Annotated in this window: 22 protein-coding genes, 1 tRNA gene and 2 pseudogenes; 14 read left to right on the top strand and 11 right to left on the bottom strand. The window is 69.7% G+C overall.

What is annotated here, in order from left to right; genetic code table 11:
- Positions 1 to 80: 80 nt before the first annotated feature.
- Entirely contained in the window at positions 81 to 512 is a 432-nt protein-coding gene (locus GA0070620_RS12555) for an SsgA family sporulation/cell division regulator (protein WP_091590341.1), read from the bottom strand.
- Between the two features lie 273 nt (positions 513 to 785).
- Between GA0070620_RS12555 and GA0070620_RS12550 the strand changes: the two genes are divergently transcribed.
- Together GA0070620_RS12550 and GA0070620_RS12545 are read left to right on the top strand one after the other, a co-directional pair.
- The gene (locus GA0070620_RS12550) at positions 786 to 1,373 is read left to right on the top strand and encodes a TIGR02611 family protein (protein ID WP_091590339.1); all 588 of its coding nucleotides are present in this window, start codon (positions 786 to 788) and stop codon (positions 1,371 to 1,373) included.
- A 50-nt stretch (positions 1,374 to 1,423) separates the two neighbouring features.
- Positions 1,424 to 1,495 (top strand) — tRNA-Val (locus GA0070620_RS12545).
- A gap of 77 nt (positions 1,496 to 1,572) precedes the next feature.
- On the opposite strand, the pseudogene GA0070620_RS12540 reads toward GA0070620_RS12545, so the two are convergent.
- Together GA0070620_RS12540 and GA0070620_RS12535 are read right to left on the bottom strand one after the other, a co-directional pair.
- A pseudogene (locus tag GA0070620_RS12540) lies at positions 1,573 to 2,613 on the bottom strand (tyrosine-type recombinase/integrase); the annotation flags it as partial.
- 81 nt (positions 2,614 to 2,694) lie between these two features.
- Positions 2,695 to 3,111: a hypothetical protein gene (locus GA0070620_RS12535; protein WP_091590334.1), complete on the bottom strand. Its 417-nt coding sequence runs from the start codon at positions 3,109 to 3,111 to the stop codon at positions 2,695 to 2,697.
- 752 nt (positions 3,112 to 3,863) lie between these two features.
- On the opposite strand from GA0070620_RS12535, the gene GA0070620_RS12525 reads away from it, so the two are divergent.
- The 4 genes from GA0070620_RS12525 to GA0070620_RS12505 all read left to right on the top strand — a co-directional run bounded on the left by GA0070620_RS12525 (position 3,864) and on the right by GA0070620_RS12505 (position 7,171).
- The gene (locus GA0070620_RS12525) at positions 3,864 to 4,148 is read left to right on the top strand and encodes a hypothetical protein (protein ID WP_157741604.1); all 285 of its coding nucleotides are present in this window, start codon (positions 3,864 to 3,866) and stop codon (positions 4,146 to 4,148) included.
- 529 nt (positions 4,149 to 4,677) lie between these two features.
- Entirely contained in the window at positions 4,678 to 5,874 is a 1,197-nt protein-coding gene (locus GA0070620_RS12515) for a helix-turn-helix domain-containing protein (protein WP_091590326.1), read from the top strand.
- A gap of 543 nt (positions 5,875 to 6,417) precedes the next feature.
- Positions 6,418 to 6,591 (top strand): hypothetical protein, encoded by a 174-nt coding sequence (locus GA0070620_RS32945; RefSeq protein WP_172836421.1) that lies wholly within the window; start codon positions 6,418 to 6,420, stop codon positions 6,589 to 6,591.
- Positions 6,592 to 6,847: 256 nt separating this feature from the next.
- Positions 6,848 to 7,171 (top strand): hypothetical protein, encoded by a 324-nt coding sequence (locus tag GA0070620_RS12505; RefSeq protein ID WP_231922353.1) that lies wholly within the window; start codon positions 6,848 to 6,850, stop codon positions 7,169 to 7,171.
- Between the two features lie 51 nt (positions 7,172 to 7,222).
- On the opposite strand, the pseudogene GA0070620_RS32655 reads toward GA0070620_RS12505, so the two are convergent.
- A pseudogene (locus GA0070620_RS32655) lies at positions 7,223 to 7,363 on the bottom strand (site-specific integrase); the annotation flags it as partial.
- A 431-nt stretch (positions 7,364 to 7,794) separates the two neighbouring features.
- Here GA0070620_RS32655 and GA0070620_RS33555 point away from each other — a divergent pair.
- Positions 7,795 to 8,346, top strand: coding sequence for a hypothetical protein (locus tag GA0070620_RS33555; RefSeq protein ID WP_231922352.1), 552 nt, complete (start codon positions 7,795 to 7,797; stop codon positions 8,344 to 8,346).
- 312 nt (positions 8,347 to 8,658) lie between these two features.
- The gene (locus GA0070620_RS12495) at positions 8,659 to 9,981 is read left to right on the top strand and encodes an IS701 family transposase (RefSeq protein WP_091587524.1); all 1,323 of its coding nucleotides are present in this window, start codon (positions 8,659 to 8,661) and stop codon (positions 9,979 to 9,981) included.
- 128 nt (positions 9,982 to 10,109) lie between these two features.
- On the opposite strand, the gene GA0070620_RS12490 is transcribed toward GA0070620_RS12495, so the two are convergent.
- Positions 10,110 to 10,355: a hypothetical protein gene (locus tag GA0070620_RS12490; protein WP_091590322.1), complete on the bottom strand. Its 246-nt coding sequence runs from the start codon at positions 10,353 to 10,355 to the stop codon at positions 10,110 to 10,112.
- Between the two features lie 270 nt (positions 10,356 to 10,625).
- Between GA0070620_RS12490 and GA0070620_RS12485 the strand changes: the two genes are divergently transcribed.
- Positions 10,626 to 11,105, top strand: a complete 480-nt coding sequence (locus GA0070620_RS12485; protein ID WP_157741603.1) for a hypothetical protein — start codon at positions 10,626 to 10,628, stop codon at positions 11,103 to 11,105.
- Positions 11,095 to 11,769 (top strand): hypothetical protein, encoded by a 675-nt coding sequence (locus GA0070620_RS12480; RefSeq protein WP_197677585.1) that lies wholly within the window; start codon positions 11,095 to 11,097, stop codon positions 11,767 to 11,769. The genes GA0070620_RS12485 and GA0070620_RS12480 overlap by 11 nt, the downstream gene beginning before the upstream one ends.
- A 271-nt stretch (positions 11,770 to 12,040) precedes the next feature.
- Here the strand turns inward: GA0070620_RS12480 and GA0070620_RS12475 are convergent, their stop codons facing one another.
- The gene (locus GA0070620_RS12475) at positions 12,041 to 12,658 is read right to left on the bottom strand and encodes a TetR/AcrR family transcriptional regulator (RefSeq protein ID WP_091590317.1); all 618 of its coding nucleotides are present in this window, start codon (positions 12,656 to 12,658) and stop codon (positions 12,041 to 12,043) included.
- Between the two features lie 47 nt (positions 12,659 to 12,705).
- Here GA0070620_RS12475 and GA0070620_RS12470 point away from each other — a divergent pair, with 47 nt between their 5' ends.
- A complete protein-coding gene (locus tag GA0070620_RS12470) occupies positions 12,706 to 13,263 on the top strand; it encodes an HXXEE domain-containing protein (protein WP_091590314.1) in 558 nt (185 codons plus the stop codon).
- A 77-nt stretch (positions 13,264 to 13,340) separates the two neighbouring features.
- Here GA0070620_RS12470 and GA0070620_RS12465 read toward each other — a convergent pair whose 3' ends face one another.
- Entirely contained in the window at positions 13,341 to 14,225 is an 885-nt protein-coding gene (locus GA0070620_RS12465; protein WP_091590312.1) for an NAD(P)H-binding protein, read from the bottom strand.
- Between the two features lie 100 nt (positions 14,226 to 14,325).
- On the opposite strand from GA0070620_RS12465, the gene GA0070620_RS12460 reads away from it, so the two are divergent.
- Positions 14,326 to 15,228 (top strand): LysR family transcriptional regulator, encoded by a 903-nt coding sequence (locus GA0070620_RS12460; protein WP_091590309.1) that lies wholly within the window; start codon positions 14,326 to 14,328, stop codon positions 15,226 to 15,228.
- Positions 15,229 to 15,307: 79 nt separating this feature from the next.
- Here GA0070620_RS12460 and GA0070620_RS12455 read toward each other — a convergent pair whose 3' ends face one another.
- Together GA0070620_RS12455 and GA0070620_RS12450 are read right to left on the bottom strand one after the other, a co-directional pair.
- Positions 15,308 to 16,732 carry an alpha/beta fold hydrolase gene (locus GA0070620_RS12455; RefSeq protein WP_091590306.1) on the bottom strand — a complete coding sequence of 475 codons (1,425 nt, stop codon included), beginning with the start codon at positions 16,730 to 16,732 and terminating at the stop codon, positions 15,308 to 15,310.
- Positions 16,733 to 16,890: 158 nt separating this feature from the next.
- Positions 16,891 to 17,613: a hypothetical protein gene (locus GA0070620_RS12450; protein ID WP_091590303.1), complete on the bottom strand. Its 723-nt coding sequence runs from the start codon at positions 17,611 to 17,613 to the stop codon at positions 16,891 to 16,893.
- 71 nt (positions 17,614 to 17,684) lie between these two features.
- Between GA0070620_RS12450 and GA0070620_RS12445 the strand changes: the two genes are divergently transcribed.
- Positions 17,685 to 18,323 carry a winged helix-turn-helix transcriptional regulator gene (locus GA0070620_RS12445; RefSeq protein ID WP_091590301.1) on the top strand — a complete coding sequence of 213 codons (639 nt, stop codon included), beginning with the start codon at positions 17,685 to 17,687 and terminating at the stop codon, positions 18,321 to 18,323.
- Between the two features lie 12 nt (positions 18,324 to 18,335).
- Here the strand turns inward: GA0070620_RS12445 and GA0070620_RS12440 are convergent, their stop codons facing one another.
- Entirely contained in the window at positions 18,336 to 18,896 is a 561-nt protein-coding gene (locus tag GA0070620_RS12440) for a zinc-binding dehydrogenase (protein ID WP_231922351.1), read from the bottom strand.
- Positions 18,897 to 18,911: 15 nt separating this feature from the next.
- Here GA0070620_RS12440 and GA0070620_RS12435 point away from each other — a divergent pair, with 15 nt between their 5' ends.
- On the top strand, positions 18,912 to 20,144 hold the full coding sequence (locus GA0070620_RS12435) for an RNA-guided endonuclease InsQ/TnpB family protein (protein ID WP_157741602.1): 1,233 nt from the start codon (positions 18,912 to 18,914) through the stop codon (positions 20,142 to 20,144).
- Positions 20,145 to 20,247: 103 nt separating this feature from the next.
- Here the strand turns inward: GA0070620_RS12435 and GA0070620_RS12430 are convergent, their stop codons facing one another.
- On the bottom strand, positions 20,248 to 21,132 hold the full coding sequence (locus tag GA0070620_RS12430) for a fructosamine kinase family protein (RefSeq protein WP_231922350.1): 885 nt from the start codon (positions 21,130 to 21,132) through the stop codon (positions 20,248 to 20,250).
- Positions 21,133 to 21,171: the final 39 nt, after the last annotated feature.

Below are 21,171 nucleotides of genomic sequence, written 5' to 3'. Positions count from 1 at the left end.
CTGTGCCGGAGCCGCGCGGACTCGGCAGATCCGCGCGGCCCCAGATGGCCGGAAAGGCCGGTGTTACCCGGTGTGACGGTTCAGCGGCCCGCGAGCAGCCGGTTCACCGCGGTGTCGACGTCCAGGTGCTCGGCCTCGCGGCCGCGCGGGACGACGACGTACGTCCGCCGCAGGAAGCGCACCAGCACGCTCCTCGTCACCTCGAAGAGAGCGTTGCCGTCGGGTGACGACAGCGCGAGCGCGACGAAATCGCCGCGCGGAGTGGCCCACGGCCACACTCGGACGTCGCCGATGCCGGCCGGCTCGTCGAGGCCGGTGACCAGCAGCTCGCGCGCGAACGACCAGCTGACTGCCTCGCCCCCCGCCGACTCGGCGTGGAACAGGACATGGACCGCGTACGGGTCAGCAGGGTCGTAACGCAAGCTGGCACGCACCGGCAAGGCGGTGGCGTCAGGCGCGACGAGCCTTAGCGACGTCTCGACCTCTACGGTCGTCGGTCGGATGACACTCATGGACGTTCTCCCCCCGGCACCGCTGCGGAACGCGCGTGTCCCGCTTTTCCCATACTCAGGCGCTACTCCTGGCTACGCTCCGCCATACGCTGACTTCACCCAGTGGTGGGAAGGGGGTCGGAAAGGCCAGCCAGAATGTGAAAATTCTTGTAGGATTTCCGGTTCTGCCCAGTGCGTCGTCCCGCCCGGAGCGGGTGGTTCAGTCGTCGACTTACTCCGGTAACGTCCAGTCGTCGGAAGGGGTGACGGTCCCGAGCGACACTGGGGGGTGAAATGGTCACGAAACGATCCTCAGTGGATCCGATAGTGGCGCCCAGCTCGCCGAACGTCGGGGTCCGAGCAGCCGAAAAGCGGGGGTACGCGGTGTCGATGGACCAGCACGACCGGCCCGGCCCGCGAGCCTCCGGAAACGGGCCCACCGAGCCCGGCCCGGGCGGCCTCGCGGTGGCGGAACGGGGACGGTGGGAACGGTGGCGGCTGCGCGTGTCCGCCACCCTCGACCTGATCCGCGCCAACCCCACCGGCCGGATCGCCCTCAAGATCTTCATCTCGATCGCCGGCGCCCTCGTCGTCACCCTCGGTATCGCGCTCATCCCGCTGCCCGGCCCCGGCTGGCTGCTGGTGATCGCCGGCCTGGGCATCTGGGCGGTCGAATACCACTGGGCCCGCCGGTTGCTCGGCTTCACCCGCCGACACGTCCACAACTGGACGCAGTGGGTGAAGGTCCAGTCACTCGCCGTGCGAGTCGTGCTCGGCTCCGTCGGCCTCGTGTTCGTCGCCGCGGTGCTCTGGCTCAGCCTCAAGTACAGCCTCGGCATCGACCTCGTCGCGCGGATCATGCACTACCTCGCGACGCACTGACCCCGGATTCGCGGACGGGGGAGCGGATCAGGTACAGTCATCCGCGCTGAGGGCGATTAGCTCAGCGGGAGAGCGCTTCGTTCACACCGAAGAGGTCACTGGTTCGATCCCAGTATCGCCCACACAGTTCAAAGGCCACTTCCCATTGATGGGGGTGGCCTTTCTGCTGCCCGTACAGCAGCGAAGTACAGCAGTCCGATCATTGGGCGAGTGATTCGCCGAGTCGCTTGAGGGCATCGCGGGTCGCCTTCGACGAGACCTGGGTGTAGATCTCCATGGTCACGGAGAAGCGGGCGTGCCGAAGCACCTGCATGGCGACTCTCGGGTGGACGTCGAGGTCGGCCAGGAGCGTGGCGCAGGTGCGGCGGGCGTCGTGGACGGTGATCGGCGTGACGTTGGCTCTGTCGCATCTTGTCTGCCAGGAGCGCTGGAAGTTGCGCGGCTCGATGGGTGTGCCATAGCGGGTGGTGAATACGAGGCTGGTTTCGTGCCATGCCTTGCCGGCGGCTGCTCGTGCCTCGTCGCGTTGTTCGCTGCGCAGCGTTAGCGCCGTCAGGCAGATGTCGGGCAAGGGGAGTGTGGCGTCGGACGCCTGGGTCTTGGTGTCGCGGTGGAGGAGCTGGCCGCGTACGCGTTGCAGTTGGCGGCCGATGGTCAGCTCTCCGGCATCGAGGTCGACGTCCTCCCAGGTGAGCCCCAGCGCCTCGCCCTTGCGCAGGCCGGTGACGAGGACCAGGGCGTAGGCGGCGTAGAGCGGGTCCTCGTCGTGGCGCGCGGACTCCGCGAACCTCCGGGCCTCGTCGCTCGACCACGACTTCCCCCGCCGCCGTCGGATGGTGGCCAGGGTGATCGCAACGGCGGGGTTCTTGGCGATGAGGTCTTCGGCCTGGGCGTGGGTGAGGGCGGCCCGGAGCGCCGCCCGGATGTCACTGACCGTGCGGGCCGAGGGGACGGCCTGGCAGCAGCGGCCTACCGCGCAGCAGCGGCGCTTGACCTTCGGGCGGGCGGTGTCCTTGCCCTGGGCGCAGCACTGGCAGGTACGGGCCACCTGGTTGATCCAGGTCTGTACGTCCCGGGATTGGAGTCGGTCGAGCCGCTTGGCCCCGAGGCCCGGGGCGATGTAGCGGCGGACGAACGTCTCGTAGGTGGCGTAGGTCAACGGTGCTCGGTTCGGCTGGATGATCTCTGACAGCCAGTAGGTGAGGAAGCTGCCGACCGTGGGGGTGCTGGTCGCCACCGGTGTGAAGAGATGCCAAGAGTTGCAGCCCAGGTCGCAACGCCGATCAGTCCGATATCGGACGATCCTCAGTAGCCCTACGGGTTAGGGGTTCAAGTCCCGCTCTACCGGTTGGCGGCGGTGCCGCAGAGCTTGGGCCGCCGCGACGAGCGCGCAGGCGAGCGCCCCGGCCAACAGGATGACGATGAGCGGATTGACGTAGCTCGGGACCATGTCGATGAACTCTGTGCACTTGCGCTCAAGCGGCCAGTACCGCGCGTGGCCGTGCATGCCGTCCCAGTTCTCGTAGCGGGCAATGCAGGTGTCCCTCGGGGTACCCCAGTAGGACATATGCATGAGCCCAAACAGGTACGCCTCAGCGGACCCGAGCATGACGTAACCCGCCGCGCGCGTCCACCACCGAGGTTCCGGAGCGAGCCGCTGCGTCCGACGATTCAGGGACCGGACCGCAGGCAGCACCAGGATGGGCACGGTAACCAGAACGATCACGATCCCGAGCATGTCGCACCTTAACCCTGATCCTTCGGCCGGCGGGCAGCCAGGGAGATTGGGGCACGCAGGGGGCACAAGACATCGTGAAACGCCGTCAAGCAGCGAGGAACGATGGCGGCCGGAGACGCAGCGTGAGCTGGCACCGAGCACTGTTCCCGCTGGTGGCGGGACAGTCGCTCTAGGTTCCGCTTCAACTCAACGCGAAGTCCTTAATGCCAGTTGCTATGGCGGACACGTTTCCGATCAAGCCCGACACTGTGGCGAGCTTGGCGCTGGGGGGGCCCATGTACCTCGGCTGAACGCTGCCCACCGGCTGGAGTAGAACAGCATCTTGAACTTCTGCCACCGATGCTCACGGAGGTGGCATCCGAGCAGCAGCCCGCGCGAGTTGTTCCGGCAGAAGCCACCGCGGCTTCGGGTGGCGGCTCCACACCAGGCAGGCGCTTGGAAGAGCGACCAGGGCACGACCGCACCCGACAGCAGGTACAGCACTCCAGGACCCACCTGGGTCGTCCACCAGGCGGTGAGCAGCAAGGCCAACGCGACAAGGCCCCAGTACCGGCGAAGGATCTTCATGTGCGATCAGTAACGCATGCGCTGCTGTTCGTAAACAGGATGGACAAAGCCGACACCTCATCGGGCCGCCCCTGGGCCGTCCGGGCCGTCGCGGGGCCGTCAGAGGCCGACAAAAGCTAACCAACGACACCCATTAACACCCGAAGAAACAGCAGGTCAGCCACCATGTGACGGCGGCTGACCTGGTGGGCGACGGACGAGTCGACCTGTACGCCGGATTCTGGCTCTGGTTCCCGTACTGCTGGCACCCCGACTCCCGGGTGGTCGACCTCGCGGACGGGGTTCGCCCGGGCGCCCGGAGGCCGCTGCGCGATCTGGACGAGGTGGCCTACCTGAGGTTCGCCAGCGTCTACCGCTCGTTCGACTCGCTCGCCGACTCCGAGTGTGAGGTCGACGCGCTGCGGTCGCCGCAAGCGTTGGAGGTGGGTCGGTTCTTGGGTTTCTGGCAGATCGGGACGCGCGGTAGGTGACCGCGCAGACAAGGAGGGCGGTTGAGATGGAGAGAGACAGTGTGACCACGAGCGCCAACGGGCAACCTGCGGGTAGGACCAGGTTGCCGCTTCGCTGGGCAATCATCATCGCGGTGTCAACGGCGGTCGGTCTTGGGATTGGAATCATTGGTGGCTTGGTGCCAGGCGTCACCGTAGGAATGGCCCTGGCCAGCCTGCTTCACGAGGTCGTGGCGTAAGCCAAACGCCGGCTTGGCTGTACCACCAACCGTGCAGCCAAGCCGGCTGTCACACCAGGCGCTCTAGGACGGCAACGCCTGTCGACAGCTACGGTGACAGCAACGATCCGGGACGAGGCTAGCCGCCAGCGGTCGGGCGCGGACAGTCCGCCCGAGGTCGCAGCCGTGGATGGACCCCGCCGGACGACGCGCCCAGAACTTACAAGCGAGGGGTCATCGGCTCGCTGGCTAACAGGGGTACCGTCGACGTCGGTGGCTTGCTGTATCGCGGCCGGGTGAGTCCGCTTGGACCCTTCAGCTTGGAGCGGCGTATGGCTTCATTCGTCGACCCGCGCTTCGGCGTAGCTCTGCGTGGGTTTCGGGAGCGACGGGGTCTGTCGCTTCGGTCGCTCGGGCAGCTCGCCCATCGGAGTAAGAGCCACCTGCACGAGCTGGAGATGGGGGTAAAGGCTCCGACCGTCGATACCGCGCGCCACCTGGATCGGGTTCTTGATGCCGGAGGCGTGCTCGCTGGCATGGTCGATGCGCCGATCGACCATGCTGCTGAGGCCGGCGAGCTGCGCGCGAGGGTCATGGCCAGCGACGTCGGCAAGGATGTGCTCGACCGTATCGAGCGGGGCGTCGATGATCTGGCCAGCGCCTATCCGACGACGGCCCCGGCTGATCTCCTGCCGTTGGTACGGCGGCATCTGGCATATGTGGGCCGGCTGCTGGACGGGCGCGTCACGCTTGCGCAGCAACGCCGGCTGCTGGTCGCTGGCGGGTGGCTCGCGGTGCTGCGGGCCACCGTGCACATCGACCTGAGACAGCGGGCCGCGGCTGCTGCGCATCTGCGGGCTGCTCATGACCTCGCCGAGCACGCGGAGCATGCGGAGATCCGGGGATGGTGCCTGGAGACCCGTGCCTGGGACGTGCTGACCCAGGGCGACTACCGGGCAGCGCTCGATCTTTCCCGACAGGCCCAACGGATCGCCCCGCAAGGCAGCTCCGCCTACATCCAGGCCACTGCTCAGGAGGCGCGCGCCTGGGCGCGGATGGGTGACGTGGGCGAGACCAGACGAGCGTTGGACCGCGTGGGGCGGCTGACGGCCAACCTGCCGGTTCCGGAGCGTGCCGAGCACCACTATCGCTACGACCCGGCCAAGGCTGCCGCGTATACGGCCACGACCCTGTCATGGGCGGGTGACCCGGGCGCCGAGCAGGTGGCGAGGGCGGTGCTAGCCGACCTGGACCCTAACGGTGACGGGGGTGCACGGCCGCGCCGCTCTGCGTCGGCCCGTCTCGACCTCGGTCTTGCCCTGGTTGCCTCCGGGCAGCCGGACGAGGCGGTCGCTCTCGGGACGGAGGCCGTCGTATCCGGGCGGGTGGTGCCGTCGAACTGGTGGCGGGCGACGGAGCTGCTAGCGAAGGTGGAGCAGGCCGGGGTGCCGGAAGCGGCGGCCTTACGTGAACTGTGTGCCGAGTACGCCCCCCGGCGTCGGCCATCAGCGGACAGCACAACCGGTTAGCGGACGGTCACCGTCTGGATCGACGACGTTTGCGGCGCGACTCTGGTCCTCACTGCAGCGGGGCGTGGACACGGCACATCGGCCGGTGATCTGCGCTCCCCCACAGGGAGGAGCCGGACGTGACAGTGAGTGTCGGACTTCTGAGACGGATCACCGGCCGGTGCCTCCCGTCGACGCGGCCTCTGCCGGGCGTCGGGCAGCGCATCCAAGCCGGGGAGCAGGAAGCGGCGCGACAGCGGCTCCTGGATCAGGCACGAGGCGCGGAGCACTACCCGACCGGGGACGGGCCCTTCCGCCATGACCCGGATCGGCTCGCGGGACGTGACGAGTGACCGCCCACGGGCCGATGCTGCCGATCTGGAGTTGCGGTGGCTGTGGAGCGCCATGGCCGTGCGTCACTCGACGCCGGGAACTGCGAGCAGAGTTCGAGGACGCCCCGGTGTCTCTCTCCCTCTACATGGGGGCGCAGCTTGTCCGAGCCACCGCCGACCTGACCTGGGCGCCCGCCGGCACGCTGCATCGGCGCTTCCTCGGCTGGACCCGGTGAGCATCTTGCGGCCCGGCGACGAGAAGTTCCACTACAGCGACGGCTCCCACAGGTGGATCCCACCGAACCCGGACTACGACCAGGAGGTCTGGGACGAGCAGGTCCGCCAGCACAAGCAAGGCCACCTGCGGAACGAGCGCCCCAAGGTCCGCGTCCAGCGGCTGATTTGATGCCAGCAGTACAGCAGCGAAGTACAGCAACAGTGCCAACCACATGGCACCGAGACGAGTCGGAGCAACCTGCCTGACCTCGGAAGACGCCGCCACCACACCCCCTCGCCGACAGTTCACACCGAAGAGGTCACTGGTTCGATCCCAGTATCGCCCACGCAGGTAGAAGGCCATTCCCATTCATGGGGGTGGCCTTTTTGCTGCCCGTACAGCACCGGGGTCGTTGTGCGGGTGCATTCCCGGGAGGACGGCGGACGTGACGGAGGTGCTGAGGGTCGAGGACCTTCGCCGGGTGTGCGGCATGCTGCTGGACGCAGTGGAGGAGCGGTTCGGCGCGGAGATCGATCTGTCGGGTGTTGGTGTCGACCACTACTGGAACGTCGACCTGCGGTCTGCCTTCGAGATGGCGGAGGACCCGGCGGTGGGGATCGACGTCGGGCAGAGCAGTGACGATGTGGCGGAGTTGCACGCCCTGCTGCGCCGTCCGGCAGACGACGTGCCGGTGGTCTGGCATGACCTGCAACACCTTGCCGGTGTTCTGCGGCTGCTTGCCTATCTCGACCTGCCAGCCGACAGCTGACGGAGCATCCGGCGTCACCTGTGCCTGCCTGGAACCTGACCAGGTGGTGCGTCAGTGGCCGAGGGAATCGCCGAGGCGCTTGAGTACGTCGCGGGTCGCCTTCGCCGACACCCGGGTGTAGATCTCCATCGTCACGGCGAAGCGGGCGTGCCGGAGCACCTGCATGGCGACTCGCGGATGGACGTCAAGGCGGCCCTGAACGGGCCGCACGCGCCGCCGCCTGGGCGCGCGCCGACCGCTGCCGCTGTCGCTCTGCGGCCGTCACGCCTGACGCCCGGCGGCTGGCGGGGAGAGCCGATAGCCCGGAGGGCCGCCGCAGCATCACAGGCCGACCCCTCGGGCCGGCGTTGCCGGCAGGCCAAGGGCCTGCCCGGGGGACACGCGCCGCATCCCCACCATGCCTCGTCGCGTAGCAGCCAGCCGGCCAGTGCCTCAGGAGTCAAGGCCCTGTTGACGGCACCAGGCGACGGCCCGTCAGCCGGGGCTGGACAGCGGGACGCAGGATGGCCGGTGCACGCACGTGCATGAGCTGTTGTTACCCAAGAACGCGACTGCTAGCTTCACCGTGATCTTGCTCTACGGCCTTGGCCAAGGAGTGTCTGCTCTGATCTCTGGAGTCCTCGATGGAGCTTCACCGCCGTCGTTCCAACCTCTTCTGGATCGCCTTCTTCCTCGTGGGGGGCCTCGTCACCATCTGGGCTTCCCAGAACGGATGGGAGCTGAGGATCCTCGTCCTGCCGTTGGGCTCAGGCGCTCTGCTTGTTGTCGGGCTGATCATGGTTCTGGGCGCTCTTGCCGGTCTTGCCAGCACCGTCCGTCCCGCGCCAATCACGCTGGATGAGTCGGGACTCCGGCTGCGCGTGGCAGGCATCGACCGGTCCGTACCGTGGGCGTCGATTGACGCGTTGATACTTGAGCCACACCAGGGATCGTTGGACAGCACCGGCGCACCGCGGCTGCTGTTGGTGCCGTCGGCAGACGCCGAATTGGGCACGGTGGCTGAATATCAGAACAAGGTCGACGGCCGGTCCTCCATCATCCTGCTGCCGCTGGACTCGCTCCGCGCATCACAAGACCAAGTAATTCAGGTGCTCGCTACATACGCAGGACAGCGGTTCATCAACGGAATCTCGAATTCCGCAGTGGAGACGGAATCTCCTGGTAGCCCGACCTGAGCTGAGTGACAAGTTGGGTGACAACCGGAAGGGACGTCGATGGACGAGCGTGGACATCGACGGATGGTTCCAGCAGGTCACGGCTGGTGATGACGCAGCTCAACTCGTCATGATCGTCCTTTCACACCCAAGGGGTCAGCCGTCCGCGGCCGATGGTCTTTCGGCGAGTCCTCAATTGGCCGATGTTCAGGCGCTTACGTGCCGGCGCTAGTACGGCAGCCGCCGTTTGAGATGTCGCTGGTGGGGCCGGTAGGCGAGGTGCGGCCACCGCGTGATCGTCTGTCTGCTGTGGACATAACTTCAGATTTGGCGGTGGCCGCGTGCCACAGCGTAAACCCTGCCCGGTGGCGGCAGGTCCTGGCCGGGGTGTGCGATGCGTTCGCGGGACGGTTCGGGCGGGTCGAGCCGCGGCGGTCGGCGGCGGCGTTTGTGACGGGGCTGCTGGCCGATATCGAGGTCAAGACGTGCTGGCAGTTGGCGGAGCAGGCCGGACACGCCCGGCCGGATGCGATGCAGAGGTTGTTGTATCGGGCGGTGTGGGACGCCGACGCCGTCCGCGACGACGTGCGGACGGTGATCGTCGACCGGTTCGGTGACCCGGACGCGGTGCTGGTCGTTGACGAGACCGGAGACCTGAAGAAGGGCGTGCACACGGTCGGGGTGCAACGCCAGTACACGGGCACCGCCGGCAGGATTGAGAACGCCCAGGTAGGGGTGTTCTGCGGCTACGCCAGCCGGCACGGGCACACGCTGATCGACCGCAGGGTCTACCTGCCGGTGTCCTGGACCGATGACCGGGACCGCTGCCAGGCCGCCGGAGTCCCCGACGGGGTCGCCTTCGCCACGAAGTCCGAGCTGGCCGCCGAGATGATCACCGGGGCCCTCGACGCCGGCGTCCCCGCCGGGTGGGCGGCCGCCGACGAGGCCTACGGCAACAGCAGCGTCTTCCGCGCCCACCTGCGCCAACACCAGCTGGGCTATGTCCTGGCCGTGTCCCGCAGCCACCTGGTGCCCCTCGACGGCGGCAAGGTCAAGATCCGCGCCGACCGCATCGCCGCCGAACTACCGGCCCCAGCGTGGCAGCGCCGCAGCGCGGGAGCCGGGTCGAAAGGGCCCCGCTTCTACGACTGGGCCTGGCTGGATGAGGTCACCACCGACGCCGACCCCGACGACGGTGGCAACCACAGCCTCCTGATCCGCCGCAACACCACCACCGGTGAGCTGGCCTTCTACCGCTGCTGGACCCCACAACCGGCCACCCTGGCCCAACTCGTGCGGGTCGCGGGCATCCGGTGGACGGTCGAGGAAAGCTTCCAAGCCGCCAAGGGTCAGGTCGGCCTCGACCAGCACCAGGTCCGCCGCTGGGACTCCTGGCACCGGTTCACCACCCTCGCCCTGGCCGCCCTCGCCGTCCTGGCGATCTGCGCCGCCGACGCCACCGACGACGAGCCTGCCGACACCGGACTGATCAAGCTCACGGTCAACGAGGTCCGCCGCCTGATCAACGCCTGCATCATCCACCCGCTCAGCAACCTCGCCCACCGTCTGCGCTGGTCACAGTGGCGGCGCCAGCATCAAGCCCGAGCCCGACAAGCCCACTACACCCGACGCCTCAACCTCGAACTCCAGCCATGATCCCGAACGGCGGCTGCCGTACTAGGCCCGGCACCTCGACATCGGTCACTGAATCCTGCTCGACGCCATGCCGTTGCAGGATCTGCGCGAACACGTCAAGGTTGGTCCGCCAAGGGATGCGCACGTACTCAGCATGCTTTGATGGACCCGGCGGCTGCTGGCAGGTCTAGTCCCACCACATGCTTGACCTTCGTTGCCATCGCGTCCAGCGACAGGGCGGCCAGCCCGCCCAGCACCGACAACCGGTCCCGGCCGGGGGCGGCGCCGCCGGAGCCGCTTATGCGCCGCCACGAGGCGGGGCGGGACTGCGGATCATCGCCCGCGGGGGCGATGTCGTCGGGGCCAGGGGTGACCGAGGTCGAAGCGTCCAGCATGGGGCACAGGATGCGCCGCCGATGGCGATCTCAGCGGACTCGGATACGCATTCTTGACGAGCCGCCGACCGATTTCTATGCCGTCTTCACGGAGCGGCCGGATCCGCCGACAGCGATTCGGTCCGCGCGAGCGGTCGCCGTCACGACCGCGTCAAAAATTTGGCGGGAGTCGTAGCAGGTGCGTGAAAACCGTCGACGGGGCCCGCCGCCGGGGGTGATATGGCGACGAGGGCACGAGACTCGGGTCCTCACCGTCGCAGGAGGCGCGTGGTGACTGCCGATTCGGATCCGTCGGCTCCGGCCGGCCGCCAGCCGACACCGACCGGTATCAGTGTCGCGGTGGGTTGGGCGGTGATGATCGCCGCGGCTTTGCTCGCAGCGGCGGTGTTCTCGCCGACGGAGCTGCCGGGGCGGGTGCTCGTCATGGCCGTCGCGGCCGGCGTCTTCGCGTCGATGGTGGCGGACCTGCGCGCGGTGGCCACGGTCACCGGGCTCGGGATGGCTACCTACGTCGGCTTCCTCGCCAACCGGTTCGGCGACCTGACCGCCACCGCCGACGCGTGGACGTACGCATTGGTGATCGGTCTCGCCGGCGTGCTCGGGAGCGGCTACCGGTTCATGCGGTCCATCCAACGCTCGACCGACGACGAACCCGTCCCGGGGGCGGGAGTGCGGACGTTCACCTGCGGACCCGACCCGGTGGTCTCGCCGCCGGACAACTCACCGTTCGGTAACTCCCGTGGAGCGTGACCGCCCCACCAGCGCCCCCGACACGATGGGCCGCGCCGCGCCGCCGCGCGCCGCCGACGGGTTCCTATCCGTCTGCGTGGAACTGGTGACCGGGCGTGGCCGGGACTGGTGGCCGCGCCCCGGCCGGGTCTTCACGGCCCACCGCGGGCACACCTTCGCCGAGTTGGCCGAGGCGATCGACGTCGCCTTCGGTCGCTGGGACCTGGCGCACCTGCGCATGTTCGTCCTGCCCGATGGCACGGACGTGAGCTGGTCGACCTGGCGCGACGGGCCGGCGTTCCCCGGCACCCGCGACGGCCGCCGCACCCGGCTGGACGCGCTGAGCGACGACGCGGTCTTCGCGTACGTGTTCGACCTGGGCGAGGACTGGACACACCTGTGCAGCGTCCGGCGCCCCGACCCCTGCGCAGCGGCGGCGCAGCCGTCGCAGCCGCCCCGGCCCTACCGCGGCTGGGGCGATCTGCCCGACCAGTACGGGCGTCGCCAGGCCGACGACGGGATCAGCGCCGCGCCATCGCGCGGCTCGTCGGCGCTGCTGTCCGACCTGCCGCCGATCCTGCCCTCCTGGGGCGCCCGGGACGGTCGGTCGTGCGTGGTGCCGTCAGCGCCACCGGTGTTGCCGCCCCGCGACGTACATGACTCACCTGATCGGGGCGCAGCGTAAGAAGGCGTCAAGAAGCCCGCCGGATGAAGACCGCCTTCCGCTCGCGGCCCTGGGCCGATGGTCACCTGCCCTGCGGCTCCCACGGGGCGCCGAGATCAGCCGGCGCGGCAACGGGCTGCGTCCAGTGGGTGTGCGACATCGTCGAACATCTCCGCCGCGCGCTGCCGCAGTTGCCGTGCCTGCTTCACGTCGCGGTGCGTAGATGACCACGCGTGGGGCCCGACGACTTCACGGTCTCCGCGACGACTACTGGCGGGATGTCCACACCTGACTAGCCCGGTTGTGGCGATCGTCGCCGCGGGGACGCGCTTCGGGCTGGGCGGCTCAGGGCCGTCCACGCGGTGTCGACGAGGTGATCGATGTCGGTGTGGGTGAGCGTGCCGCTGACCAGCCACCGGTAGACGAGCGGGCCGGCGAGAAGGTCGCGGGCCGTGTCCGGTGAGGTGTCGCGGGGCAGGTCGCCGCGGGCGATGCCGCGGTTGACGACGTCGGTGATCGTGTCGAGGCGCGGGTGCAGGTACAGGTCTCGCAGCGGCGCGGCGAGGTCGTCGCGTCCGTTGCTGTCGGCGAGGACGCCGAGGACGACTGGTGCCAGGCCGGTGCGGACGAGCCGGTCGACCAGGCCGTTGGCCAGGTGGTGCAGGTCGGTGCGGGTGTCGCCGGTGTCCGGGGCGGGCGCGGGGGGCACTGCCCGGGACAGGGCTTCGACGACGAGTTGGGCCTTGTCGGGCCAGCGCCGGTAGATGGTCGGGCGGGTGACGCGGGCGCGCGTCGCCACCGCTTCGATGGACAGGCCGCCGTAGCCGGTCTCGCGCAGCAGGTCGATGGTGGCGCCCAGGATCGCCGCGTCGGTCTCCGGCCGCCGCGGACGGCCCCGGTCGTTCGGCATGTCACACCCTCTTTAATTTACAGACTGACTCGTAAATTATAGGTGTCATGACGTCGGAACGGGGCGGGGACCTCACCGCGGCGGCCACCTGGGGGCTGCTGGTGGCCTGGGCAGTCCACGACAGCGAAGAACTGGTCACGATGGGCGGTTGGCTGGACCGTGCCCGGCCGCGGCTGCGGGCCCGCTTCCCTCGGGTGCCCGAGCGGGTGTGGGATGGCCTGCGAGTCAGCCGGACGCAGTCGCGCGTCGCGATCGGCGTGATGGGTGCGGTCGTGGCCGCCGCGGCGGCGCGCGGGGCGCGCACCGGTGGACGCAGCCGCTTCTATCAGGCCGCCCTGGTCGGGTTCGGAGTGCACGCGGGCGGCCACGTCGCCCAGAGCGTGGCCGTCCGGGGCTACACCCCGGGGGTCGTGACCGCGCCGCTGGTCGCTGCCCCGTTCTCGCTGTGGGCCTGGCGCGAGCTGGGGGCGGCGGGTGTGCCCCGAAACGCTCGGGCGGCGACGGCGGGCGCTGCCCTGCTGCTCCCGGTCAGCGTCCTGGCGTCCCACGCCGTGGCCCGCCTGTTGGCACCCCACCCGACCACGCCGAGGACCCGACCGGTCTGACGACGAAGCGGCCACGCGATTCAGGAAGCGCGGCAGGAGCCGCCCTCGGCCGGGGGCGGCTGCTGCCGCAGTGGTCGTCAGGCGTCGACGGCCGGCTTGAGCACGTCGGTGCACCACTGCCGGAACGTGGTCGGCGTGCTGAACTCCGCCGTACGCGTGACGCCGTTGTCCAAGCCGTTGTTCTTGGCGAGCGCCATGTCGAGCAGGGCCTGTGCCATCGGTTCGGAGTACCCGGCCCGCATCATGTTCGCCTTGTACGCCTCGCCCGGGATCTGCTGGTAGCGCACCGGCCGGCTGAGCACCTCGGAGATGATCGCGGCCATCTCGTCGTAGGTGAGGTCCTGCGGGCCGAGCACCGGCACCTCCTCAAAACCGGTCCAGGTGTCGTCGCGCAGCAGTCGGGCGGCGACGGCGGCGATGTCCCGGGTGGCGACCGACGGCGCGGGCAGGTCGGGCAGGCTCGGGCCGTAGAGCACGCCCTGGGTGGCGATGGGGCCGGCCTGCCACAGCGTGTTGTCCATGAAGGACGGCATGGTCAGGGCCCGGTAGGGCACGCCGGTGTCGGCGATCAGGTCGTCCATCGCCAGCGTCGCGGTCACGTGACCGGCGTGCCCGGCCACCGGCGTGCCCCGGCCCAACGCCGAGACACCGACGACCCGCCCGATGCCGCGCGCGGTGAACGCTTCGAGCACCGGGCGGGTGAACCCCGAGTACGCCGCTTCGACACTCTCCGCGCGCGGGTCGGCCGCCACGAGCCAGAAGACGGCGTCGGCGCCGGCGAACGCCTCGGCCACGACGGTGGGGTCGCCGTGGGACCCGCGTACGATCTCGACCCGCTCGGCGATGCCGGGCGCGAGGCGCGCCGGGTCCCGGACCACGACGCGGACCGGCGCGCCGACGTCGAGCAGGTCCTGGACGAGCCGGCGGCCGATGTTGCCGGTCGGCGCGGTAACCACGATCATGGCTTCTCCTCAGTGTCGAACGAGGGTGACGCGGTCCAGTGAACGCGGGCGTGGCGCTCGGCGGAAAGATCATCTCCGTCTCGATTGATACTCTGGCGGTATGAGTGACCTGGAGACTCGGCAGCTGCGGTACTTCGTGGCGGTGGCCGAGGAGCGGCACTTCGGGCGGGCCGCGCAGCGGCTGGGAATGGCGCAGCCGCCGCTGTCCCGCGCGATCCGGGACCTGGAGCGGCAGCTCGGCGTGCAGCTGCTGATCCGTACGACGCGCCAGGTCACGCTCACGGCGGCCGGGGAGACGCTGCTGGTCGACGCCCGGGCGGCGCTGGACGCGGTCGGCGCGGCGCAACGTCGGGCCCGCAACGCCGGACGGCCGGTGCCGACGTTGCGGCTGGCGCTGAAGGCCGACTACGACGCCGGACTGCTGCCGACGATCATGGACGCCTACCGGACCCTGCCCGTGGAGCTGCTGCTCGGCGGGCACGGCGAGCAGGTTCCGGCCCTGCGGGACGGGCGCGCCGACGTGGCGCTGCTGCCGACGCCGTTCGACGACCGTGGACTGGACACCGAGCCGCTGGTGACGGGCCCCCGCCTGGTGGCGCTGGCGGCCACCGACCCGCTGGCCGCGCGGAGGACCGTACGCCTGTCCGACCTGGCCGGGCGGCGACTCCCGGGCGGGGCGCCGGCCGAGGCGGGCGGCACCCCGCCACCGCCCGCCGACCCGCGGAGCAGGCTGGACCTCTCGCAGATCTTCAACCTGGTCGAGGTGGGCAACGTCGTCTGGTTCCTGCCCGACTGGGTCGCCCGTCGCTTCCCGCGGCCCAACATCGCCTACCGGCCGGTGGAGGGACTGGAGCCGACGACGCTGGCGGTGGCCTGGCCCGCCGACTCGCGCTCACCCGCCGTCGCGGCCTTCGTGCGCGCCGTCCGCGAGATCGCGGAGGCCGCCTTCACCGACGAGCCGCCGGTGCCGCTGCTCGACGGAGGCCGTGTCGGTCCGAACTGAGGAATCCGAGACAGCGGTCGCTGACCGAGTGCGCGCCAGCCGGCGGCGGCCACCGCCGGCCGGGCGCAGGCGGAACCTGCTACGCCGGGACCTCGGCGAAGAACTGGCGCAGGGCGTCCGCGACCAGGGTGGGCGCGGTCATGGTCACGAAGTGGGACTGCCCCGGCCAGATGACTCGACGCGCCTGGGGGATCGCCTCGGCGAGGGCGTTCATCGTGGTGGGCATCGGCTCCCACGTGTCGGCGCCCTGCATCAGCAGCGTCGGCAGGGTGATGCCGGACCAGCGACCGACGTCCGTGCTGTCGGCGGCGAGCGCTTCGAGGTCGTGCAGCCAGCCGATCGCCGACCGGCGGGCTTCGACCGGGTCGGGCGTCCGGTCCCCGGCCGCGGCGGCGAACGCTGCGACGACCTCCGCCGGTACGCGGGTCACGTCGTTCAACGCCGCGGCCATCGCCTGTGCGTCGTCCCGCGCGAAGGCGTCGCGGTAACGGTCGAGGTGGGGTGCGGTCCCGGGCCCGGCCGCGAAGAGCGGGGCCTCGAAGATGGCGAGGGACCGCAGGTCGCGCGGCTCCGCCGCGGCGGTGTGCAGGGACAGGGTCGCCCCGTAGGACGCGCCGACGAGATGCACGGGACGGCCGGAGGTCGCGCGGGCCGCCCGGACGACGGCGATCAGATCAGCCGTCTCGTCGGTGAAGGACTTGACCCCGGGCGGCACGTCGCTGGGGCCGTAGCCACGCCGCGCCGGCATCCACACCTCGTGGTCGGGGCTCAGGTGGTCGGCGACCGCGGCCCAGGAGTGCAGTCCACCTCCCGATCCGTGTACGAGGACGACGGGGTCACCGGCACCCACGCGCCGGACCACCAGGCGGGTCCCGTCCGCCGAGTCGACGTGCTGGTCCTGGCCCTGGTGACTGTTCATTGCGGCTGTCCTGCCTGTTCCGTTGGGCCAGTTGGTGAGCGTCGCGTGGAGCGCGTCGAGGATGCTGTGCCACGACGCGTCGAGGTCCCGGGGATGCCCGAACCCGTGGACGTTCTCCAGGCTGGCGAAGCCGTGGAAGGTGCTGCGGACGAGACGGATGGCGTCGGTGAGCACCGGTTCGTCGAGCCCGTACCCGCGCAGCATCGCGTAGCTCAGCTCGATCAGGCGTAGGTGCCCGGCCGAGTTCGTGCCGACCTCGGGCGGCAACGGCATCTGCGTCGCGGCGTACTGCCCGGGGTGCGCCGCCGCGAACGTACGCCAGGCGTCGGCGAACCCGGCCAGCGCCTGCCGGCCGGCCCGGCCGGCCACGGCGAGCGCCAGCTCGTCGGCGAACGCGGCCGCCGCCCGGACCGCGACCTGCTCGATCAACGCGTCCCGACTGCGGACGTGCACGTAGAGGGCGGCATCCGAGACCCCGAAATGCCGCGCGACCGCCGCGACGGTCAACCGTGCCAACCCGAGCTCGTCGGCCAGCTCGGCGGCGGCGGCCGAGACGCGCTCGCTCGTCAAACCCTGTCGAGGCATGTCCAACTTTCATGGGCTCAGTAAAACTTAGGAGCCCTAAGATAGCAGCCGGTCTTCCGGGTCGTGCGTCACCGAAGCCAGGCCGTGCGTGCGCGCCCGGCCTCCGCCGCGGTGGTGTTCCGCGGGCGGACGCCGGGCGCGGGGCCGCGCCGCGATCCTCAGCTGATCGTGATCTCCGACAGGTCGACGGTGATCGGGATCCAGGAGAGATCCGGCGTGCCGTCCTCGTTGCGCGGGTGGATGTGTCGCTTCGTCGCGACCGGAATCCCGTCGATCACCTCGTGGGCCCGGATGTAGTGCGCGACAGGCGTCCGGCCGTTCACGTCCGGCTGGTAGTCCATCCGACGCAGCAGGCCGGAGTCGTCGTAGTAGTAGAGCTGGGTGGTGTTGTGGGTGTGGAGCGACGGGGGAAAGGTGACGCTGAGCACCCGCCACGTCTCGCCGTTCTCGGTCCACGGCGCCACCTCGTGCGCCTCGACGCCGGGCCAGGTGAAGATGTACGGCTCGACGAGGTAGTGCCAGGTGGCGTAGCTGCGGAAGTAGGCGAGCTGGCCCAGGTTCCACGGGGTCTCCGGCGTATAGCCGTCGAAGGTCGCGCGCGGCTCGCGCAGGTCGGCGAGCACCTCCCCGTCGCGGCCGGTGACCGTCACCCGGTCCGCCGCACGGTCGAGGACGACGGTGCGACCGGTCGCCTGCTGGCGGTGGATCGAGCGCTCCGCCTGCAGGCTGGCCTCCACCAGGTCGTCGCCGACGAAGTCGGCGTGACCCTTGAACTCCCAGAAGGGGCCGCCGTAGGTGATGCGCGCGGTGAGGGTCGAGAGGTTCTTCCAGCGGTCGAGCCCGCCGTGGGCCTCGACGACGCGGGACAGCAGATCAGCCACCAGTTACTCCTAAATCAGGACCGTTCAGTGCGTCGACGGTACCACCCACTCCTGAGTCGTATAGTTGTCCTGTGTCACAGCGAAGCTACGAAGACCCGTGCGGCGCCGCCCTCGCCCTGGACGTCGTCGGCGAGCGGTGGGCCCTGCACGTCGTACGGGAGCTGATCTTCGGCCCGAAGAGGTTCCGTGACCTGCGCAACGGCCTGCCCCAGGCCAGCCAGAACGTGCTCAGCCAGCGGCTGCGGGAGTTGGAACACGACGGCATCGTGCGCCGCGTGGACCTGGGGCCGCCGGTCAGCGCCCGGGTCTACGAACTGACCGAACGGGGACGCGACCTGGAGCCGGTGCTGATCGCCCTGGCCCGCTGGGGCGCGCACCAGCCCGCACCCGGCGGGGCGACGATGAGCACCGACGCCTTCATGCTGCTGCTCAAGGCGCTCTACCGCCCGCCCGCCGGGAGCGCGCCGGCGCTCACGATCCGCCTGGCGGTCGGCGTCGACACCTTCGACGTCGACGTGACGCCCTCGGCGGTCAGCGTCGTACGCGGCGCGACGGCAGCCGTCCAGGCCACCGTGCGCGCCGACGTACCCACCCTGCTGGAGCTGATCTTCACCGACCGCGCGGTGGCTGCGGCGATCGAGGCCGGCGACGTGGAGGTGACCGGCGACCGCGAGGTGGTCCAGCGGTTCACCCGGCTGTTCGGCAACTGACGCGACGGGCCCTCAGGAGTTCGTCACCGGCTCGATGATCGTCTTGCCGGGCGTACGCCGGTCGCGGCCGAACGCGGCGGCCGTCTCGGCGAGCGGACGCACGGCACCGACGATGGGCTTGAGTCGACCGGTCCGGACGCGCTGGGCGAGATCGGCCAACTGGGCGCGATCGGGCTCGACGACGAAGAAGATCGCTCGCCCGTTCCGGGGCTGCACGGTCGGCGGCAGGACGATGGTGACGACGGTGCCGCCCGCGCGCACCAGTTCGGTCGACCGTGCGAGGACGTCACCGCCCACGACGTCGAACACCACATCCACCTCGCCGACCTGCCGCAGGTCGTCGGCCTCCAGGTCGACGAAGGACTGCGCGCCGAGGCCCAGCACAACGTCCCGGTCGTCGGCCCGGCCGGTGCCGATCACGCGGGCGCCCACCTCCCACGCGAGTTGGGTGGCGATCGACCCGACACCACCCGCGGCACCGTGAATGAGGACGGTCTGCCCGGGCGCGAGGTGGGCGTGGTCGAACAACCCCTGCCAGGCGATGAGTCCGGATATGGGCAGCGCGGCGGCCACGATACTGTGCTGTTTGTGCAGTTGCGGTACCAGTTCCGTGTGTATCCGACGCTGGGCCAGCAGATTGAGTTGGCGAAGGCGTTCGGGTGTGCTCGGGTGGTGTTCAACGACGGGCTCAGGCTGCGTCAGCGGGCGTGGGAGGCGGGCGAGAAGCACGTCTCCGACGCCGTGCTGTCCCGCCTTCTGATCACCGAGGCGAAGAAGACTGAGGAACGTGCCTGGCTGGGTGAAGTCTCGGCGGTGGTGTTGCAGCAGGCATTGGCGGACCTCAACATCGCCTATCGCAACTTCTTCGCCTCGATTAGCGGTGAGCGAAAGGGGCGAGTGGTTTCCCCACCTCGGTTCCGGTCGCGTAAGGACAATCGGCAGAGCATCCGGTTTACGAAGAACTCTCGGTTCAAGGTCCTCGACAACGGTCGTCTGCGGCTGCCGAAAATCGGCGATCTCGTGGTCCGCTGGTCTCGGGAGCTGCCGTCCGTCCCATCGTCCGTGACGGTCGTCAAGGACGCGGCGGGTCGGTACTTCGCCTCGTTCGTTGTACAGGCCACGGAGGAGCCGCTCCCGGAAGCGGACTATGAGGTCGGTATCGACCTGGGACTGACGCATTTCGCGGTGTTGTCGGACGGCACGAAGGTGACTGCACCGAGGTTTCTGCGCCGTGCGGCCCGCAAGCTCAAGCGGTTGCAGCAGGACCTGTCCCGCAAGCAGAAGGGTTCGGCGAACCGGAAGAAGGCCGTGGTGAAGGTTGCTCGTGCTCATGCGCGGGTGGCTGAAACCCGGCGGGATTGGCAGCACAAGCTGTCCACGGCGATCATCCGCGATAACCAAGCGGTGTATGTCGAGGACCTTGCCGTTGCCGGTCTTGGCCGGACCCGGCTGGCCAAGTCCGTGCACGATGCCGGGTGGGCCAGTTTCACCGCGATGTTGGAGTACAAGGCCGCGCGGTACGGGCGCAGGTTCGGCCGGGTGGACCGATGGTTCCCGTCCACCCGCATGTGCTCGCAGTGTGGCCGGATCAGCGACAGGATGGCGCTCGACGTCCGGTCCTGGGAGTGCCCGTGCGGGGCAACCCACGACCGGGATGTGAACGCCGCCATGAACGTGTTGGCCGCCGGGCAGGCGGACAACTCAAACGACCGTGGAGCGCAGGTAAGACCAGGACTCGTCCCGGCACCGCGCAGAGAAGCGGTAACCCACCCGGACGCCGCGTGTTCCCACATGCAGCGTGGAGGGAATCTCCACCCTTGAGGGTGCAGAGGATGTCAAGAGAGCATGCGACGGATCTTCTTTCGCCAGGAAGCTGTTGATCAGCCCCGCCGCCTACCAACGCCGGTCCACCATCGGCCGTCTGTCAGGTGCTCGTCCGGAACGGGGCGAGGGTGGCACGGATCTGGTCGGCCGCGCCCCAGTCGTCGTCGAACTGGGCCAGCACGGCGAGGTGTTGTCGCAGTTGGATGATCGGCATGCGGGCACGCCAGTCGCCGTCGAGGCCGGTCAACTCCGCGTACACGTCGAAGAACCGTCGCGCCTCGGGCGGGGGCGAGGTGGACCACACGTGGGCGAGGTCGACCTCGGCCCACGTGTAGGACACCGCCGGGTCGATCAGCGCGGGCTGCCCGTCCGACGTGGCCAGGACGTTCTGCGCCCACAGGTCGCCGTGCGTCAGGCAGGCCGGTCGGTCCGGCAGCAGCTCGGGCAGCCGGTGACACAGCCGCTCCAGCGCCGTCCGGTCACCGCGGTCGAGTGCCGCCTCGACGCGGGGTTGCCCGAGCCACCGGAGCAGCCGGTGCTGGGCGAAGAACGCGAAGCCGTCGTCCTCCCAGCTGTTGATCTGCCGGCGGCGCCCCAACCAGTTGTCGCGGTGCCACCCGAAGCGCGGATGCGTCGTGCTCAGGTGCAGGTGAGCGAGCACGTGCGCGAACCGCTCCCAGAAGGCCTCGCTGGGTGGCCTCGGCCGCAGCACCGACAGCACCAGCACGTCCCGGCTCGCCAGGAGCACCTCGGGTGTGGTCACGCCGCCGAGCTTCCGTAGGGCGGCCAACCCCTCGGCCTCGGCGACGAAGACGTCGTCGGCCGGCACGTCGACGAGGGCCTTGACGAACACCGGCGGGGCGTCCGGACGGGCGGCTATGCCGGCGAGCGCCGCGAGCCCACCCGCCACCGGCTCCACGGCGACGGCGTCGCGCACTCCGGCTCGGCGTACAGACTCCAGCAGAAACCTTCCTGGGGGCAGCACGGGGTCCTCCCTGTCGGCTGTCGGATCGTGACGGACCAG

It is taken from the genome of Micromonospora krabiensis, assembly GCF_900091425.1.
GTDB classification, from domain to species: domain Bacteria; phylum Actinomycetota; class Actinomycetes; order Mycobacteriales; family Micromonosporaceae; genus Micromonospora; species Micromonospora krabiensis.
The sequence above is the reverse complement of the archived record's forward strand: the minus strand, read 5'-3'. Positions and strand labels throughout refer to the sequence as shown.

Bases quoted from the DNA above. Each gene is read 5' to 3' on its own strand.
- GA0070620_RS12555 (WP_091590341.1), bottom strand. From the start codon at position 512: ATGAGTGTCATCCGACCGACGACCGTAGAGGTCGAGACGTCGCTAAGG.
- GA0070620_RS12550 (WP_091590339.1), top strand. From the start codon at position 786: ATGGTCACGAAACGATCCTCAGTGGATCCGATAGTGGCGCCCAGCTCG.
- GA0070620_RS12535 (WP_091590334.1), bottom strand. From the start codon at position 3,111: ATGCTCGGGATCGTGATCGTTCTGGTTACCGTGCCCATCCTGGTGCTG.
- GA0070620_RS12515 (WP_091590326.1), top strand. From the start codon at position 4,678: ATGGCTTCATTCGTCGACCCGCGCTTCGGCGTAGCTCTGCGTGGGTTT.
- GA0070620_RS33555 (WP_231922352.1), top strand. From the start codon at position 7,795: ATGGAGCTTCACCGCCGTCGTTCCAACCTCTTCTGGATCGCCTTCTTC.
- GA0070620_RS12490 (WP_091590322.1), bottom strand. From the start codon at position 10,355: ATGCTGGACGCTTCGACCTCGGTCACCCCTGGCCCCGACGACATCGCC.
- GA0070620_RS12475 (WP_091590317.1), bottom strand. From the start codon at position 12,658: ATGCCGAACGACCGGGGCCGTCCGCGGCGGCCGGAGACCGACGCGGCG.
- GA0070620_RS12470 (WP_091590314.1), top strand. From the start codon at position 12,706: ATGACGTCGGAACGGGGCGGGGACCTCACCGCGGCGGCCACCTGGGGG.
- GA0070620_RS12465 (WP_091590312.1), bottom strand. From the start codon at position 14,225: ATGATCGTGGTTACCGCGCCGACCGGCAACATCGGCCGCCGGCTCGTC.
- GA0070620_RS12460 (WP_091590309.1), top strand. From the start codon at position 14,326: ATGAGTGACCTGGAGACTCGGCAGCTGCGGTACTTCGTGGCGGTGGCC.
- GA0070620_RS12455 (WP_091590306.1), bottom strand. From the start codon at position 16,732: ATGCCTCGACAGGGTTTGACGAGCGAGCGCGTCTCGGCCGCCGCCGCC.